Source organism: Okibacterium endophyticum, from assembly GCF_054780075.1.
Map to the genome: position 1 here is coordinate 320195 of NZ_BAAGXA010000002.1, position 14279 is coordinate 334473.

Annotated in this window: 17 protein-coding genes; 9 read left to right on the forward strand and 8 right to left on the reverse strand. The window is 63.6% G+C overall.

The window, feature by feature from the left end; genetic code table 11:
- The first annotated feature begins 53 nt into the window (after positions 1 to 53).
- The 5 genes from ACYVF5_RS01795 to ACYVF5_RS01815 all read left to right on the forward strand — a co-directional run bounded on the left by ACYVF5_RS01795 (position 54) and on the right by ACYVF5_RS01815 (position 5688).
- Positions 54 to 1076 carry an autoinducer 2 ABC transporter substrate-binding protein gene (locus ACYVF5_RS01795; RefSeq protein WP_460942696.1) on the forward strand — a complete coding sequence of 341 codons (1023 nt, stop codon included), beginning with the start codon at positions 54 to 56 and terminating at the stop codon, positions 1074 to 1076.
- Positions 1077 to 1182: 106 nt separating this feature from the next.
- Positions 1183 to 2748 (forward strand): sugar ABC transporter ATP-binding protein, encoded by a 1566-nt coding sequence (locus tag ACYVF5_RS01800; protein ID WP_460942698.1) that lies wholly within the window; start codon positions 1183 to 1185, stop codon positions 2746 to 2748.
- Entirely contained in the window at positions 2745 to 3758 is a 1014-nt protein-coding gene (locus tag ACYVF5_RS01805) for an ABC transporter permease (protein ID WP_460942700.1), read from the forward strand. The genes ACYVF5_RS01800 and ACYVF5_RS01805 overlap by 4 nt, the downstream gene beginning before the upstream one ends.
- Positions 3755 to 4837 carry an ABC transporter permease gene (locus ACYVF5_RS01810; protein WP_460942702.1) on the forward strand — a complete coding sequence of 361 codons (1083 nt, stop codon included), beginning with the start codon at positions 3755 to 3757 and terminating at the stop codon, positions 4835 to 4837. Before ACYVF5_RS01805 ends, ACYVF5_RS01810 begins: the two co-directional genes overlap by 4 nt.
- An 83-nt stretch (positions 4838 to 4920) precedes the next feature.
- Complete coding sequence (locus ACYVF5_RS01815) at positions 4921 to 5688, forward strand: SDR family NAD(P)-dependent oxidoreductase (protein WP_460942704.1); 768 nt, start codon at positions 4921 to 4923, stop codon at positions 5686 to 5688.
- 242 nt (positions 5689 to 5930) lie between these two features.
- Here the strand turns inward: ACYVF5_RS01815 and ACYVF5_RS01820 are convergent, their stop codons facing one another.
- From ACYVF5_RS01820 to ACYVF5_RS01830, 3 genes are read right to left on the reverse strand one after another with little or no spacing between them, the layout of a single operon-like run.
- On the reverse strand, positions 5931 to 6374 hold the full coding sequence (locus ACYVF5_RS01820; RefSeq protein WP_460942706.1) for a type II toxin-antitoxin system VapC family toxin: 444 nt from the start codon (positions 6372 to 6374) through the stop codon (positions 5931 to 5933).
- Positions 6371 to 6649, reverse strand: coding sequence for a hypothetical protein (locus ACYVF5_RS01825; RefSeq protein ID WP_460942708.1), 279 nt, complete (start codon positions 6647 to 6649; stop codon positions 6371 to 6373). Before ACYVF5_RS01825 ends, ACYVF5_RS01820 begins: the two co-directional genes overlap by 4 nt.
- 44 nt (positions 6650 to 6693) lie before the next feature.
- A complete protein-coding gene (locus tag ACYVF5_RS01830; protein WP_460942710.1) occupies positions 6694 to 7623 on the reverse strand; it encodes a 2-hydroxyacid dehydrogenase in 930 nt (309 codons plus the stop codon).
- Positions 7624 to 7828: 205 nt separating this feature from the next.
- Between ACYVF5_RS01830 and ectA the strand changes: the two genes are divergently transcribed.
- From ectA to thpD, 4 genes are all read left to right on the forward strand, one after another.
- Positions 7829 to 8380: a diaminobutyrate acetyltransferase gene (gene ectA / locus ACYVF5_RS01835; RefSeq protein ID WP_460942712.1), complete on the forward strand. Its 552-nt coding sequence runs from the start codon at positions 7829 to 7831 to the stop codon at positions 8378 to 8380.
- A gap of 70 nt (positions 8381 to 8450) precedes the next feature.
- Positions 8451 to 9779, forward strand: a complete 1329-nt coding sequence (gene ectB, locus ACYVF5_RS01840) for a diaminobutyrate--2-oxoglutarate transaminase (RefSeq protein WP_460942714.1) — start codon at positions 8451 to 8453, stop codon at positions 9777 to 9779.
- Positions 9776 to 10201 (forward strand): ectoine synthase, encoded by a 426-nt coding sequence (locus tag ACYVF5_RS01845; RefSeq protein WP_460942716.1) that lies wholly within the window; start codon positions 9776 to 9778, stop codon positions 10199 to 10201. The genes ectB and ACYVF5_RS01845 overlap by 4 nt, the downstream gene beginning before the upstream one ends.
- Positions 10202 to 10265: 64 nt before the next feature.
- Entirely contained in the window at positions 10266 to 11165 is a 900-nt protein-coding gene (gene thpD / locus ACYVF5_RS01850) for an ectoine hydroxylase (RefSeq protein ID WP_460942718.1), read from the forward strand.
- A gap of 220 nt (positions 11166 to 11385) precedes the next feature.
- Here thpD and ACYVF5_RS01855 read toward each other — a convergent pair whose 3' ends face one another.
- The 5 genes from ACYVF5_RS01855 to ACYVF5_RS01875 all read right to left on the reverse strand — a co-directional run bounded on the left by ACYVF5_RS01855 (position 11386) and on the right by ACYVF5_RS01875 (position 14236).
- Positions 11386 to 11676, reverse strand: coding sequence for a hypothetical protein (locus tag ACYVF5_RS01855; RefSeq protein ID WP_460942720.1), 291 nt, complete (start codon positions 11674 to 11676; stop codon positions 11386 to 11388).
- Between the two features lie 82 nt (positions 11677 to 11758).
- Positions 11759 to 12235, reverse strand: coding sequence for a hypothetical protein (locus ACYVF5_RS01860; RefSeq protein WP_460942722.1), 477 nt, complete (start codon positions 12233 to 12235; stop codon positions 11759 to 11761).
- Positions 12236 to 12251: 16 nt separating this feature from the next.
- Complete coding sequence (locus ACYVF5_RS01865; protein WP_460942724.1) at positions 12252 to 13175, reverse strand: hypothetical protein; 924 nt, start codon at positions 13173 to 13175, stop codon at positions 12252 to 12254.
- 30 nt (positions 13176 to 13205) lie between these two features.
- Positions 13206 to 13589, reverse strand: coding sequence for a hypothetical protein (locus ACYVF5_RS01870; protein ID WP_460942726.1), 384 nt, complete (start codon positions 13587 to 13589; stop codon positions 13206 to 13208).
- A 410-nt stretch (positions 13590 to 13999) separates the two neighbouring features.
- A complete protein-coding gene (locus tag ACYVF5_RS01875; protein ID WP_460942728.1) occupies positions 14000 to 14236 on the reverse strand; it encodes a hypothetical protein in 237 nt (78 codons plus the stop codon).
- Positions 14237 to 14279 lie beyond the last annotated feature (43 nt).

Consider the following 14279-nt stretch of genomic DNA (forward strand, 5'->3'; position numbering starts at 1 on the left):
CGGCCTCGGGCGACATGGCCCTCGGGCACAACCTCACTCATCAGGAGAAGTCAATGAAGAAATCTCGTTCAGCACTCGTGCTCGCCACGGCGGCCATCGCCGGGCTCACGCTGACCGCCTGCTCAGGCGGCGGCACTGGGGAAGACGGCGGTGGGGGAGACGACACCATCACCGTGGCCTTCGTTCCCAAACTCCAGGGCTCGCCGTACTTCGAAGCGATGAACACCGGCGCGGAGCGCGCAGTCGAGGAGCTCGGCAACATCGAGTGGCTGTATCAGGGCCCGACGACAGCGGACGCCGCTGCGCAGGCCGACGTCGTCCGGTCGTTCATCCAGCAGCAGGTCGACGTGCTCATCGTCGCTCCGAACGACCCGGACTCCATGGCGCCGTTGCTGCAGCAGGCGCAAGACGCCGGCATTCACGTCGCCACAAGCGACACAGACGCACCCGACTCGGTTCGTGAGGTCTTCGTCAACCAGGCGACGGCCGAGGGCATCGGCACACAGGTCATCGATTCACTCGCGGAAGCCATGGGCGAAGAAGGAGAATACGCGATCGTCTCGTGTGGAGAGACCGCAGAGAACCTCAACTCGTGGATCGAGGTCGAAGAGGCCTACCAGACCGAGGCCTACCCGAACATGAAGCTCGTCGACATCGGCTACTCCGGTGAGGATCAGGCGGCCAACGCGCAGATGGCAACGGACTTCATGAACGCGAACCCCAACCTCACAGGGCTGATCGGGCAGTGCACCACCTCGGCCGTCGGTGTGGCGCAGGCCGTGCGAGACGCGGGCGCCATCGGCGAGGTCTTCACCGTCGGAGTCGGAACGCCGCAGTCGATGGTTCCGTATCTCGAAGACGGATCGTCGTCGGCATCCATTCTCTGGGACGTCGAAGAGTTCGGTTACCTCACCGCGTGGGCCGGGCTGCAGCTCGGCCTCGAAGAGCCGTTCCAGGCGACCAACGAGGTGAGCGAGAACCTGCCCGCCGTCGAATACGTCGAAGACGAGAAGATGCTGATCCTCGGACCGGCGCTCGAGATCACGCTCGAGAACGCGGGGGACTTCGACTACTGAACCGTCGAGGCGGCGGGCGACGTCCAGCCGACGCCGTCCGCCGCCCGGTCACCCAGACGCGCACCCACAGACCGCTCACCATCACATCCCCGAAGGAGTGGACACGTTGGCACATAACGATCAGCCCGCCACGGCATCCGCCCGCCCGCCGAGCGACACCCCACGAGTGAGACTCGCAGGCGTGGCCAAGCGCTTCGGCGCCGTTCGAGCCATCTCGCACGCGAACCTCACCGTGAAACCGGGGAGTGTGCACGCGCTCGTCGGCGAGAACGGAGCGGGCAAGTCGACGCTCATCAAGATTCTCGCCGGCGCTGAGATCGCAGACCAGGGCTCGATCGAGATCGATGGCGCGCCTGTGAGTTTCGCGACCACAACCGACGCGATCGCCGCCGGCATCGCGACGGTGTACCAGGAGCCCCAGCTCTTCAACGAGCTCACCGTCGCCGAGAACATCTTCATCGGTCGCGAGCATCGCACCGGCGGTCGTGTCGACTGGAAGAGGCAGAACGCCGAGGTGGGCGACCTGCTCACGCTGATCGGGCTTCCGGCCCGGTATGCCACCCTGGCGGTCGACGACCTGTCGATAGCCAGCAAACAGCAGGTCTCCATCGCGAAGGCGCTCGCGCAGGATGCATCGGTCCTCATCCTCGACGAGCCGAGCGCCATCCTCACCGACGCCGAGATCGACGTTCTGTTCCAGGTCGTGCGGCGGCTGCGGGAGCGCGGGGTGTCGATCATCTACATCTCGCATCGACTCGACGAACTGTTCCGCATTGCAGACGAGGTGACGGTGATGCGAGACGGCCGCACGATCGGCACCCACAACATCGGCGACATGACCGTGCGGTCCATCGCCGAAGAGATGGTCGGCGGGCTTCCGAGCGCCGAGAAACGCGTGGCAGAGCTCGATTCCGCGCAACCGATGTTCGAGGTGAGAGGGCTGAGGCGGGGGGATGCCTTCCGCGACGTGAACGTCAGCGTCGCGGAAGGCGAGATCGTTGCGCTGTACGGCCTCGTCGGCTCGGGGGCCGCCGCCATCGCCGCATCGATCTGGGGGATGGAGAAGCCGAGCGGAGGCGAGATGTACCTGGACGGGCGGCCGATCTCACCGCGTTCCCCTCGTCACGCCCAGAGACTCGGCATCGCCCTGCTGCCCGCCGATCGCAAACGCCAGGGCATGTTCGGCTTTCAGTCGATCGCGTTCAACATCTCGGCAGGGCACATCCCGCTGCTCACGAGGCTCGGTGTGTGGTTCGATCGCAGGCGCGAGACCGAGGTGGCGAGGTCGATGGTCGATCGGCTCTCGGTGAAGACGCCGAGCGAGCGCCAGCCCATCGGCGCGATGTCAGGGGGGAACGCCCAGAAGGTCGTGCTCGCCAGGCAGCTCGTCGAGCGTCCGAAACTGCTGGTGCTCGAAGAACCGACACAGGGTGTCGACATCGGTGCGAAAGAAGAGATCCACGGCATCGTCAGCGAGCTCGCCGACGGCGGAGTGTCTGTGCTCGTTGTGACGAGCGACCTTCCCGAGGCGTTGCGCATAGCCGACCGGATAGTCGTCGTCAGGGGCGGAACGACAACAGTCGCCTTCGGCCCGGAGGCCACTCAGGTCGACGTGCTCGCCGCCGCCGCGGGCGACGTCGTCACCCCGGACCGACGGGCGGGCGCAGCATGACCGAGACCACAACCCCTCCCGTGGAGAAGTCGACGGCGCCGCGCGGACGCGCGCTGCCGTTCCCCGTGACCGGCCAGGAGTTCGTGCTCATCGGCGTGATAGCCGTGCTCTGGGTGCTCCTCGGAATCTTCACCCCCGCGTTCCTGCAGCCGCAGTCCGTTCAGCCGATGCTCTCGAACGTCGCACCCATTGCGATGATCGGCATCGGCATGACGATCGTCATCATCACGGCAGGCATCGACATCTCGGTCGCCGGCATGATCATGGTCTGTTCCGTCGTCGTCGCGAAACTGCTCGTCGAGGCTCAGCTCCCCTTGCCGCTCGCCCTGCTCATCGGTGTGCTCATCGGCGGTGCGCTCGGACTGCTCAACGGCGTGCTGATCTCGATCGGTCGCGTTCACCCGATTATCATCACCTTCGGAACCGCCAACATCTTCTTGTTCATCGGCCTGCGCATCTTCGACTCGCAGGTGGTGAACGGGATCCCCTCGTCGATCGCGATCCTCGGCCGAGGAGAAGCGGGCAGGATCCTCGGTGTTCCGATCTCGTTCCTGATCATGATCGTGCTGGCCGCGCTCGCCTGGTGGTACCTGCGCTACACCGCGGGCGGGCGTCATTTCTACGCCATCGGAAGCGATGCGGACGCTGCTCGTCTCGCCGGCATCCGTGTGCAGCGCCGCACGATCTACGCATACGTCGTCACCGGCCTGCTTGTCGGACTGGCCTCGTGCATCGTGATCGCGAACGGCACCCAGTCGCTCGCCCCGACGGTGGGGCGCGGCATGGAGCTGCAGGTGATCGCGGCCGTTGTCATCGGCGGCACGTCGATCCTCGGCGGGCGTGGAACGGTGCTCGGCACCGTTCTCGGCGCGATTCTCGTGCAGACCGTCACCTCGGGTGTGATTCAGCTCGGATGGCCGTCGCAGCTGGCGAATCTCTTCGTCGGCCTCGCGATCATCATCGCCGTCGGCGCCGACCTCGTGCAGCAGCGATTGAGGAGAAAAGCATGACCCAGGTCACTCCCGCGACCAAGGCGCCGCGACAGGACCCCGCCGCGAAGACGAACGTCATCGTGCGGATGCTGCTCACCCAGAGGGTGCTGCTCGTCGCGATCCTGCTGGTGATCGTGCTCGCCCTGATGCTGATCCTGGACGCCGCCGGCCAGATGTCGGGCTCATACAACGCCAGATACCTGGCGAGCTCGCTCATCAACGTGGTCCCGCTCGCCATGCTCGGCCTCGCGCAGCTTCTCGTCATCGTGTCTGGCCGCGGTGCCATCGATCTCTCGGTGGGGTCCATGGTCTCGTTGGTGAGCATGGTCTTCGGCTTCGTCTACGGCATGTGGGGTGTTCCTCTTGTTCCCTCGATCGTGATCGCCGTTGTGGCCGGGGGCCTGCTCGGTGCGGTGAACGGTGTGCTCGTCGCCTACCTGGGATTCCCCGCGCTGATCGCCACACTCGCCACGTACTACGCCTACGGGTCGCTCGCCATCGTCGTGAACAACCAGCAGCCGATCAATTCGCCGGTGATCCAGGAGTTCTATTCGACGGCGCAGTCCGTCGAGCTGCCGCTTGTCGGATCGATAGTTCCGCCGATCCCGTTCGGCATCTTCCTGTTCCTCGTTCCGACGGTGATCATCGTCTGGTACGCGCTGAACAGGTCGCCCTACGGCAGGCGGCTCTATGCGACGGGCACAAACGACGTTGCAGCAGAATGGGCGGGCATCAACGTCGCCTGGGTGCGGATGCGCGCCTACATAGCGTCTGGCATGATCTCGGGACTCGTCGCCGTGGTGACCGTCGGGCAGTTCGCCTCTGCGAGGCCTGACGCCGGAACCTCGGGCAACGGCATGGCCCTGCCCGCGATCACGATCGCCATTCTCGGTGGCGTCGCCATCACCGGCGGCATCGGGCGGGTCTCGGGCGTGGTCCTTGCGACGCTCCTGATCGTCTGGCTGAACGCCGGCATCCTGCTGCTGTTCCCCGGCAACGCCGGCACTCAATACCAACTGCTCGCGCTCGGTGTTGTGCTCGTGTTCGCGGCGCTGCTGAACGGCTACAGCAACCGGAAATTCGGTGTGCTGACCTGACCAGACCGACCCTGAACCTGCGCTTGGGCGCACCATCCCGTGCATCAGCTGTGCACAGACGCATCATCACAACAGGAGGAATCATGGGCGTGCTAGACACGTTTTCACTCGCCGGCAAAAAAGCAGTCGTCACCGGCGGAAACCGCGGATTGGGGCTCGCGTTCGTTCGCGGTCTCTGCGAGGCGGGGGCCGAGGTCGTCATCGGGGCTCGCGACGCGGAGAAGAACGCAGAAGCGGTGGCCGCACTGCGTGGCGAAGGCCACTCGGTGCATTCGGTCGACGTCGACATCACAGAGCCGGCCGATGTCGACCGGATGATCGAGTTCACCGTCTCGACGCTCGGGGGACTGGACATCGTTGTGAACAACGCGGGCATCGCCATCCATCGCCCGTCGCTCGAGGTGCCGGACGACGAGTGGGACGCCGTGATCGACCTCAACCTGCGTGCGCTGTGGAAGGTGTCGACGGCCGCTGCGCGATACATGCGCGAGCACGGCGGCGGCAACATCGTCAACGTCGGATCGATCAGCTCGCTCATCGTCAACCGGCCGCAGTGGCAGGCGGCGTACAACGCGTCGAAGGCCGCAGTGCATCAGCTCACGAAGTCGCTCGCCGCCGAATGGGCTGATGACAACATCCGTGTCAACGCCGTTGCGCCCGGGTACGTCAAAACAGAGATGGCGCCCGTCGACAGACCGGAGTTCAAGCGCTACTGGATCGACGACTCCGCACAGAAGCGCTACGCGCTGCCTGAAGAGATCGCACCGACGATCGTCTACATGGCGTCAGAGGCATCGTCGTTTATGACCGGTTCGGTTGTGATCATCGACGGCGGCTACACACTGTACTGATCCACGTCGGTGGTCGAGCTTGTCGAGACCCGCTCGTCGAGACCTCCACTCCGGTGGTCGAGCCTGTCGAGACCCGCTCGTCGAGACCTCCACTCCGGTGGTCGAGCCTGTCGAGACCCGCTCGTCGAGACCTCCACTCCGGTGGTCGAGCTCGTCGAGACCCGCTCGTCGAGACCTCCACTCCGGTGGTCGAGCTTGTCGAGACCCGCTCGTCGAGTCCCCGAGTGTGCGCTCAGAACGCGTCAGGGCTCGTGGGGTGAGGCGAACGACGCGGCGAACTCCTCGACACCCGCGCGGGTCAGGCCGGGGATTCCATCGAACGCCGTGTCTGGTGTGATGATCGTCTCGATGCCGTAAGCGAGAGCGGATGCCGCGTGCACGGCATCGCGGCCTCTGATCGTGGGCATCCGTGCGAGAAGGTCGAGGCTGGCGTCGAGTATTTCGCGGTCGAAGGGAAGCACCGTGCATGTCGACATCGCCAGGCGTGCCTCGGCGACGGCGCGCGTGCGGTCAGAGGTGCGACGCAGACGGTGGAAGGCGACCTCTTGGATCACCTCGACGTTGCAATAGAAACGCAGTCCCTGTGCGGCCCCTTGCTCGATGACGGCGACACTGGCCTGTTTCAGCGGATGCTCGGTGCCCAATGCATAGAGAAATACCGTCGAATCGAGAAAGGCGCTCGTCACGGGATGTCTCGGAACGTGTCGGCCAACTGGTTATCGAGCGCTTGTTTGCCTTCACGCCAGTCGTGGAGGGAGGTATCACCGGTGTTGCCTTGTGCATAGGCGACGAAGTCGGCGGCAGCACGCCGCCGCGTTGCCTGCCCCCGGTCGAGACGCTCGTCGATGGATTCTCTGATGATCGAAGCGATGCTGCGGTGTTTCTCGTGGGCCTCAGCTTCGAGCACAGCGTACTGCGCAGGATCGAGCAATATCTGCACACGACGTTCCAGGGTGGCCATGCACATACAGTAGCATGTGTATGTTTCAGGTCCGACCGAGTGCGTCAGGTGCGCAGCACGACGTTGACCGGTTCTTCGCCGGCGAGCATCCTGTTGATCTGGCGGCGAAGAAGACGCGCCATCCGCGGGACCATGGCGGTCGACGCGCCGCCGACGTGCGGCGCGATCAGCACGTTCGGCAGGGCGAAGAGTGTGTGGCCGTCTGGGAGCGGTTCTGGGTCCGTCACGTCGAGAGCGAACCGCAGGCGTCCGGATGACGCATGGCGGATGATCGCGTCGGTGTCTGCGACCCTGCCCCTGGCGATGTTGACGAGCAGCGCGCCGTCTTTCATCGCCGAGAGAAAAACATCGTCGACCAGCCCGACGGTGCTGTCGGTCAGGGGAACGCCGATGACGACGACATCCGCCCGAGGCAGGAGCGCGGGGAGCTCATCGAGCCCGTGGATCTCACCGCGTTCGTCGCTTCTGGCCCGAGAGGCGACTCTCACGACATCGGTCTCGAACGGCAGCAGTCTGGCTTCGACGGCCTTGCCGACTCCGCCGTAGCCGACCAGCAGTACCGTGTGGTCTGCGAGACTCTCGTGGCGTGCCGGCGCCCAGTGCCCCCCGTCCGTCGCCGCAGCCCGCACGAAATCGGGGATGCCTCTCTGGCTCGCCAGAATGAGTGCGAGCGCGAGCTCTGCCGTCGACGTCTCATGCACCGTCGCCGCGTTCGCGAACACGTGCCCGGCTGGGAGCACGTCACTCACATCGTCATAACCGATCGACTGGCTCTGCACGAGCCGCGTCGACACCTCGCTCAGCCGCGAGAGGAGGGGGGTTGCGCCCATATACGGTGGCACCGCGATATCGAGATGCGCGGCCGGCGGCTCCGAGATGAAGTCCCACTCCACGAGCTCGACGGCCTCTGGCAGGGAGCCCAGCGCTCGACGAAGGGTTTTCCCTGGCACGCTCACGACGATGTCCGAACTCACCGTTCGACTCTATCGAGTCCGGGCGACGCGGGCGACGCGCGCCAGGCCCGTCGCGATCCTGCACGGTCTTCACCTCATCTTCTTTATGAATTGTTAAGGTTCACGCCGTCGCGCGGCCTGACGCGGAATATCGGCCCTCCGTCGATCCAGAAGCGCTCCTCTGCGGTTGACCTTCCGTGGGGATCTCGGTAACGTCGCTCGGCGTATGGACCCGACAGCGAACGTCCCAACCGATGTCAACGGATCCCGTAACCCGACCGATGAGCGGATCCTCGAGCCCCGACGAGAACACGCCGCAGACATGTGGCGCCTCGCCAGAGATTCAGTCACCCTCGATCTCAACACCTCGTACGCCTACCTTGTCTATTGCCGCGATTTCGCGCGTACGAGTCGCATAGCCCTCATCGACGGCGACCCGGCCGGTTTCGTGATCGGGCACCTGCGGCCGGAACACCCCAGCAACCTCTTCGTCTGGCAGATCGCGGTGTCAGAGCGATACCGCGGCATCGGCCTGGCGGGCAGAATGCTCGACGACCTTGTCGAGCCGTTCGCGCGAGCGGCAGGGGTCACCGTCGAGACCACCATCACACGCGACAACGCCGCCTCACAGCAGCTCTTCGCCTCGTTCGCCAAGCGGCGAGCCCACGGCTCGATGAGCGTGACGCCGCTCTTCGTCGAGGGCGACTTTCCCGACGGACACAGCGCCGAGGAGCTCTATGAGATCGGCCCCGTGCACACGTTCGACGGCGACGATTAGCTGCGTTCGCGGTCGATCGCCTTCGTCCATCCCTGTCATTCACAGCCCCGACCCCACAGGACTCCTCATCATGCCTTCACATATCTCTGAACCCGCCATTGAACTCGAATCGAATGTGCGCAGTTACTCCCGCTCATGGCCCGTTGTGTTCGACCGCGCCAGCGGCAGCGAGCTCTTCGACCAGCACGGCAACCGCTACCTCGACTTCTTCGCCGGAGCGGGTGCACTCAACTACGGGCACAACAACCGGTACCTCAAAAAGACACTGATCGACTACATCTCAGACGACCGGGTGATGCACTCGCTCGACATGTTCACCACCTCGAGGAACGACTTCATCCGCACCTTCTCCTCGAGCATCCTCGAGCCGAGGAACCTGGACTACAAGATGGTGTTCCCCGGCCCCGGCGGCGCGAATGCTGTTGAGGCGGCGCTCAAACTCGCCCGCAAGGTCACCGGGCGCGAGTCCGTGATCAGCTTCACCAACGCCTTCCACGGCATGACACTCGGCGCGCTGTCCGTGACGGGCAACTCGCTGAAGCGCGGCGGCGCCGGTGTGCCGCTTGTGCACTCGACGCCGATGCCGTACGACGACTATTTCGACGGCGACTTTCCCGACTTCTTCTACTTCGAGCGCCTGCTCACCGACAGCGGGAGCGGGCTGAACCTGCCGGCAGCCGTCATCGTCGAGACCGTGCAGGGTGAGGGTGGTCTGAACCTGGCGCGCATCGAGTGGATGCAGGGACTGGCCGAGCTCTGCAAGAAGCACGACATCCTGCTGATCGTCGACGACATCCAGATGGGATGCGGCCGCACCGGAACGTTCTTCAGCTTCGAAGAGGCGGGCATCACCCCCGATATCGTCTGCCTGTCGAAGTCGATCAGCGGCTACGGCCTGCCGATGGCGCTGACGCTCATCCGCCCCGACCTCGACGTCTGGGAGCCCGGCGAGCACAACGGCACTTTCAGGGGCATCAGCGCGGCTTTCGCCACGGCGACCGAGGCCATCCGCCGCTACTGGAGCGATGACCAGCTCACGAGGTCAGTGGTCGCGAAGGGCGAGAAGGTCGGCAGGTGGTTCGAGTCGATCGTCGACGTCACGCCTGAGCTGACGGTGGCGGCCAAAGGCCGAGGGCTCGCCCGTGGTATCGAGTTCCGCACCGGTGAGCTCGCCAACGAGGTGTCGCTCGAGGCGTTCGAGCAGGGGCTGCTCGTCGAGACGTCGGGGCCAGAAGGCCAGGTGCTCAAGATCCTGCCGCCGCTGACGATCTCAGACGACGAGCTCGAAGAGGGTCTCAAGGTCATCGAGAGCGCCATCGCGAGCGTGGCCTCGCGTGTGCTCACCGACTCCGCATCGACCACCGACTCCGCATCAGAGAAGAGGGCATCCATCGCATGATCGTTCGCAGCGTAGACGACGTCACAGACACCGACGCGGATATCAAGACCGAGAACTGGCGCAGCAAGAGGATCATCCTCGCCAAGGAGGGCGTCGGCTTCTCTGTGCACGAGACCACGCTGTACGCGGGCACCGTCAACGAGTTCTGGTACGCGAACCATGTCGAAGCGGTGTTCGTCGTCGAGGGTGAGGGAACGATCACAGACAGCGCGACCGGCGAGGAGCACACACTCGCTCCTGGCACCCTGTACCTGTTGAACGACCACGACAAACACGTGGTCCGCCCGACGACCCGAATGCGCACCGTCTGCGTGTTCAACCCGCCGATAACCGGGCGCGAGGTGCACGACGAGAACGGGGTGTACCCGCTCGTCGTCGAGGCCCCGGTGAGCTCGGTCGACACGGACCCCGCGAGCACCTGAGACCCCACGATCCATACCGGCGGGACGATGTCGGTCCCGCCGGTTCGATAAGAAGGAGGACGACATGACACTGACGCAACGCCTGGAACACGACCTGTACCCGACTCGCCTGCCAGAAGCCGGGGAGCTCATCGAGCGCCAGCACCCGGCCGTCTGGGGCGATGCCGCAGACGGTCCGTTCAGCCAGGAAGAACTCGTGGCACACGAGGCCCGTGGCTTCACCATTCTCGACAACTTCATCTCGCACGACGAGGTCGACCTCTACAGCTCGGAGCTCACGCGTCTCGCCGAGGACCCGGCGCTCGACGCCGACGCACGCAAGATCACCGAGAAGAAGACGGGGCAGGTGCGTTCGATCTTCGACGTGCAGCACCTCAGCGCGTCGATCGCCGCACTGGCGACCGACCCCCGTGTGCTCGGCCGGGCGCGGCAGATCCTCGGTTCAGACGTGTATCTGCACCAGACCCGCGTGAACTACATGCCCGGCTACAAGGGCACCGGGTTCTACTGGCACTCGGACTTCGAGACCTGGCACGCAGAAGACGGTATGCCGATACCTCGCGCCGTGAGCCTGTCGATCGCCCTGACAGACAACTTCCCGTTCAACGGCGGCCTCATGGTGATGCCGGGGTCGCACAAGACCTATGTGTCGAGTGTCGGCGCGACGCCTGATGACAACTACAAGTCGTCGCTCAAGGCTCAGGAGGCCGGGGTCCCGACCGAAGACGCCGTCACCGAGCTCGCCCACCGCTACGGCATCGAGCAGTTCACCGGTAAGGCCGGATCGGCGCTGTGGTTCGACTCGAACATCATGCACGGCTCCGGCAACAACATCACGCCGTACCCGCGGTCGAACATCTTTATGGTGTTCAACAGCGTCGAGAACACGCTGGTCGCCCCGTATGCCGCGAAGGAGCCGCGCCCGGAGCACATCGCGCACCGGGACTTCACGCCGCTCGGCTGAGCTCGCGCACTCGCCGAACACCACGAGGGGCGTCAGGTCGACAGTCGATCTGCCGCCCCTTGTGGTGTCTCGTTCGTCCGTCTCGTTCGCTGAGGGTCCGAAAAAGTAAGCATTGGGCGGCCTAGGGATTTCGGACAGTGTGCCCTCTTATTCTGAGAGGGTTACTGAAAGAGAGATCCTGAGATTATGGCGGCTTCACATCGATGGTTCAGTCAAGAGTTCAAGGATGAGCGGACGCGAACGCGTGATCGACCGAGTGCCCGTTCGTCCAGCCCGCGATGATCTTCTCCGAGATCACCGCACGGTCGGTCGGCCTCGTCGATTCGGGACCGGTATGCTCGCTCCTTCTGTCCGACCAGGTCGGCGAACTGGCGCGCGACTTGGTCCGCATGTTGTCCTGCTCTGCGTTGATCACGAGGGTTCGTGGGAAGTCGTCGAGCTTGTGGCCGCCGGGGAAAGCGAGGCGATCAGTGAGCGCTTTTCTTGAACCGGCGTAGTTGCGATTTGCCACGTCCAATGCCCATGCCGCGTGGGTGAGCCGGCGGTGACCACGGGATCGTTGCTGAGCGTCTCGTACCCGGGGGCGTAGTGCATCACAGAATGAGCGTGAATGCTCCGACGATGCAGAAGAGGGCGGTGGAACCAAGAATGAGCCAGCTGAGCGCGGGGTGTGAGGTGAGGGGTTTGAGCAGAAGGGCCGCCGCGGTCATGCACCAAATGGTTGGCAATCCGAAGAGAAGGAAACCGTTATAGAACGGGGATATCCCAAACAGCTCGGTGACGATCCCGGCAACAACGGCTAAAGCGATAGAGGAGCCCACTGTGATGAGGATGGCAGTGGGTGTGTTCGTATTGTGTCGGTTGAAGCGAAAGATCAGCGGCAGGCCGATCGCGAGGAGGCCGATCAGTAGGGGAGCCACACCGAACAGGATGGTACGCGCGGCGAGGGAAAGAAAGTCGGGCCCAGGGATCAATGCGGAGTATGCAAGAGCACCCGTGAGGAGTCCGAGGGCCCCACCCGCAGCACAGGCCAGAAACGAGTACGTGCGGCGGGTGGGGGTGGAGCTCATTTAGTCGGGACCAATCTCAGTATGTTTTCGATGCAATTACGGGCTTGGTGCCGCAAGCTCCAGTGAGGCATCCGAAGCCTTCGTTCCCTACCTGGACAAGGGGCCGCCACGTCGGAAGTCCTGTCGATGGGTTATCCCAGCCCCCGTAAACCTCGTGGTTCGGAACAGGGAACCGTGAGCCAGCCACCTCAATTGTTCCACTCCTATAGAAGCGGGCGGTCACATCGTAAGTGATTGCTCCTGCAATGCACCAAGGGTTCCCCACCGAATGGTTGATCCGAGCCTGCGCATAGCTTCCTGACTTGTACGCGTTCGTGATGTTGAAGTTCGCGGAGGATGCAGTACGAGTCTCGATGAGGTTGCCGTGGTCATAGAGGCGGGTCGGCGAAACGTCAGTCACCCAGGAGACATCGCCCTGGCCGGCGGGATTGTTCCAATTGATATTAATGAATGCCGACGTTCTATAGGAAGTGCTGTCCCAAGGCGTGTTGTAGGGTGGCGTCACCCAGCTGCGGCCATCGCCGCCGAAAGTCCTTCCGTCAAATCCGGCCTGGCCGCATCCCACTGCGGTCATGAAATCCATTGAGACTGAGGACGGGGCGATAAAGGTCCTGTAGATGAACGATGTTGTGTATGTCTGGTAGGTCTGAATCCCCAGATCCTTCCGCGACTTGTTTGCGGTCGGGTCAGGGGTGCCGATCGGCACCGCTCGAGAACCTACGGGAGTGCCCGTCGAATCTTTGGCGATGATTTCGTAAACGAAATTACTTGAGGGTGGCAGCGAGTTCTCCTCGAACTCTGGCACGCTCGTTGTCGCAAGCAAAGCACCGTCTCTCATAACGTCGTATGTGATCGCCGAAGGTTCTGCTGCCCAAGCGAGGGCCACAGATTGTGGTGTAGCTGCTCCCACGAATCGAAGGTCTAGCTCGTTCGGGTCCACCGTATCAGTGCCGAGAGTTCCCTCTTCTCGCTAAGAAACGTCGCCCTCAACTGCGCCGGGGACGAGCTCGATAGGTACGGTGCCTTCGATCTTGTTGGCTTCTTCGATTATCTCCGGATCAACGGGCTCCGGCTCGACGGGCACGGATTGGATAGGCAAAGCGCTTTGTCGAAGTATGACCACCGGACGGTTGTCAGGAGTCAGGCTGTAGGTGATCGTTTCTCCCGCGTCACCCTCAGTAGAAACATCGGTGAGTGGTTGCCCATTGCCATCAGTTACGACACCACCCGCAGCCATATCTATCTGTAGTGGTAGATCATCGTCCGCAGATGCTGGAGCTGCGTAAAACAAACCACCTACAAAGACTGCGGCCGCCAACGCCGCAGCACATTTAGCCAACTTTCTGAAATTCACGTATCCTCCAAATTCGGAAACTAGCAACCTCGGTCAGTCTTGCAGAGCACCTGCTTTTCGCGCGTCGTCTCTTTGGGGGACCCCGCGTAGCGGCTCGTGTCAAGATGCGCGCGAAAGCTGGGTGCGTGCCTCACCTGGTTTTGCTCGCGAAACGCCGGCGCTGATCGCGGCGGTCTTCGCGGCAGTCTGGTCTGGATTACGATGATGTCGCGGGTCAGGTCGGCGGGGTTGACGGCGTTGAACAGTTTTTTCAGTTCCGCAGCCTTCTCGGCGGTGAGAACGCTGGTAGGGGGTGCGGGGCTTGTCGAAGACGCGGACATTCCTGCCGTTGCGGTTGCTGCGGTAGCCGATCGCTTTCGTGGTCCCGGTGAACAGATCCAGCCGGACTCTCACGAGCGCGTAGAGTTCGTTCAACAGCCGTAGCTCAGTCTGGGTATCGTAACGGTAGTGGAACGCGTGGCGGCGTACCACGTCTCCGTTCTTCTGCTCGACGTGGCCTTGTCGTTGGAGCGGTAAGGGCGGGAGCGGGTGAAGAACAGGTTCCGCTCCCAGGCCCAGGCGATGAGGGCCTCGTTGATGAACTCCCCGCCGTTGTCGCTGTCGATCCCGGTCAGGCGGAACGGCAGCGGTGACTCGATGACCGGCATCGCTCTGTCGTGGTGCTGCCCGGATGGACGGCGCGACCGCGAC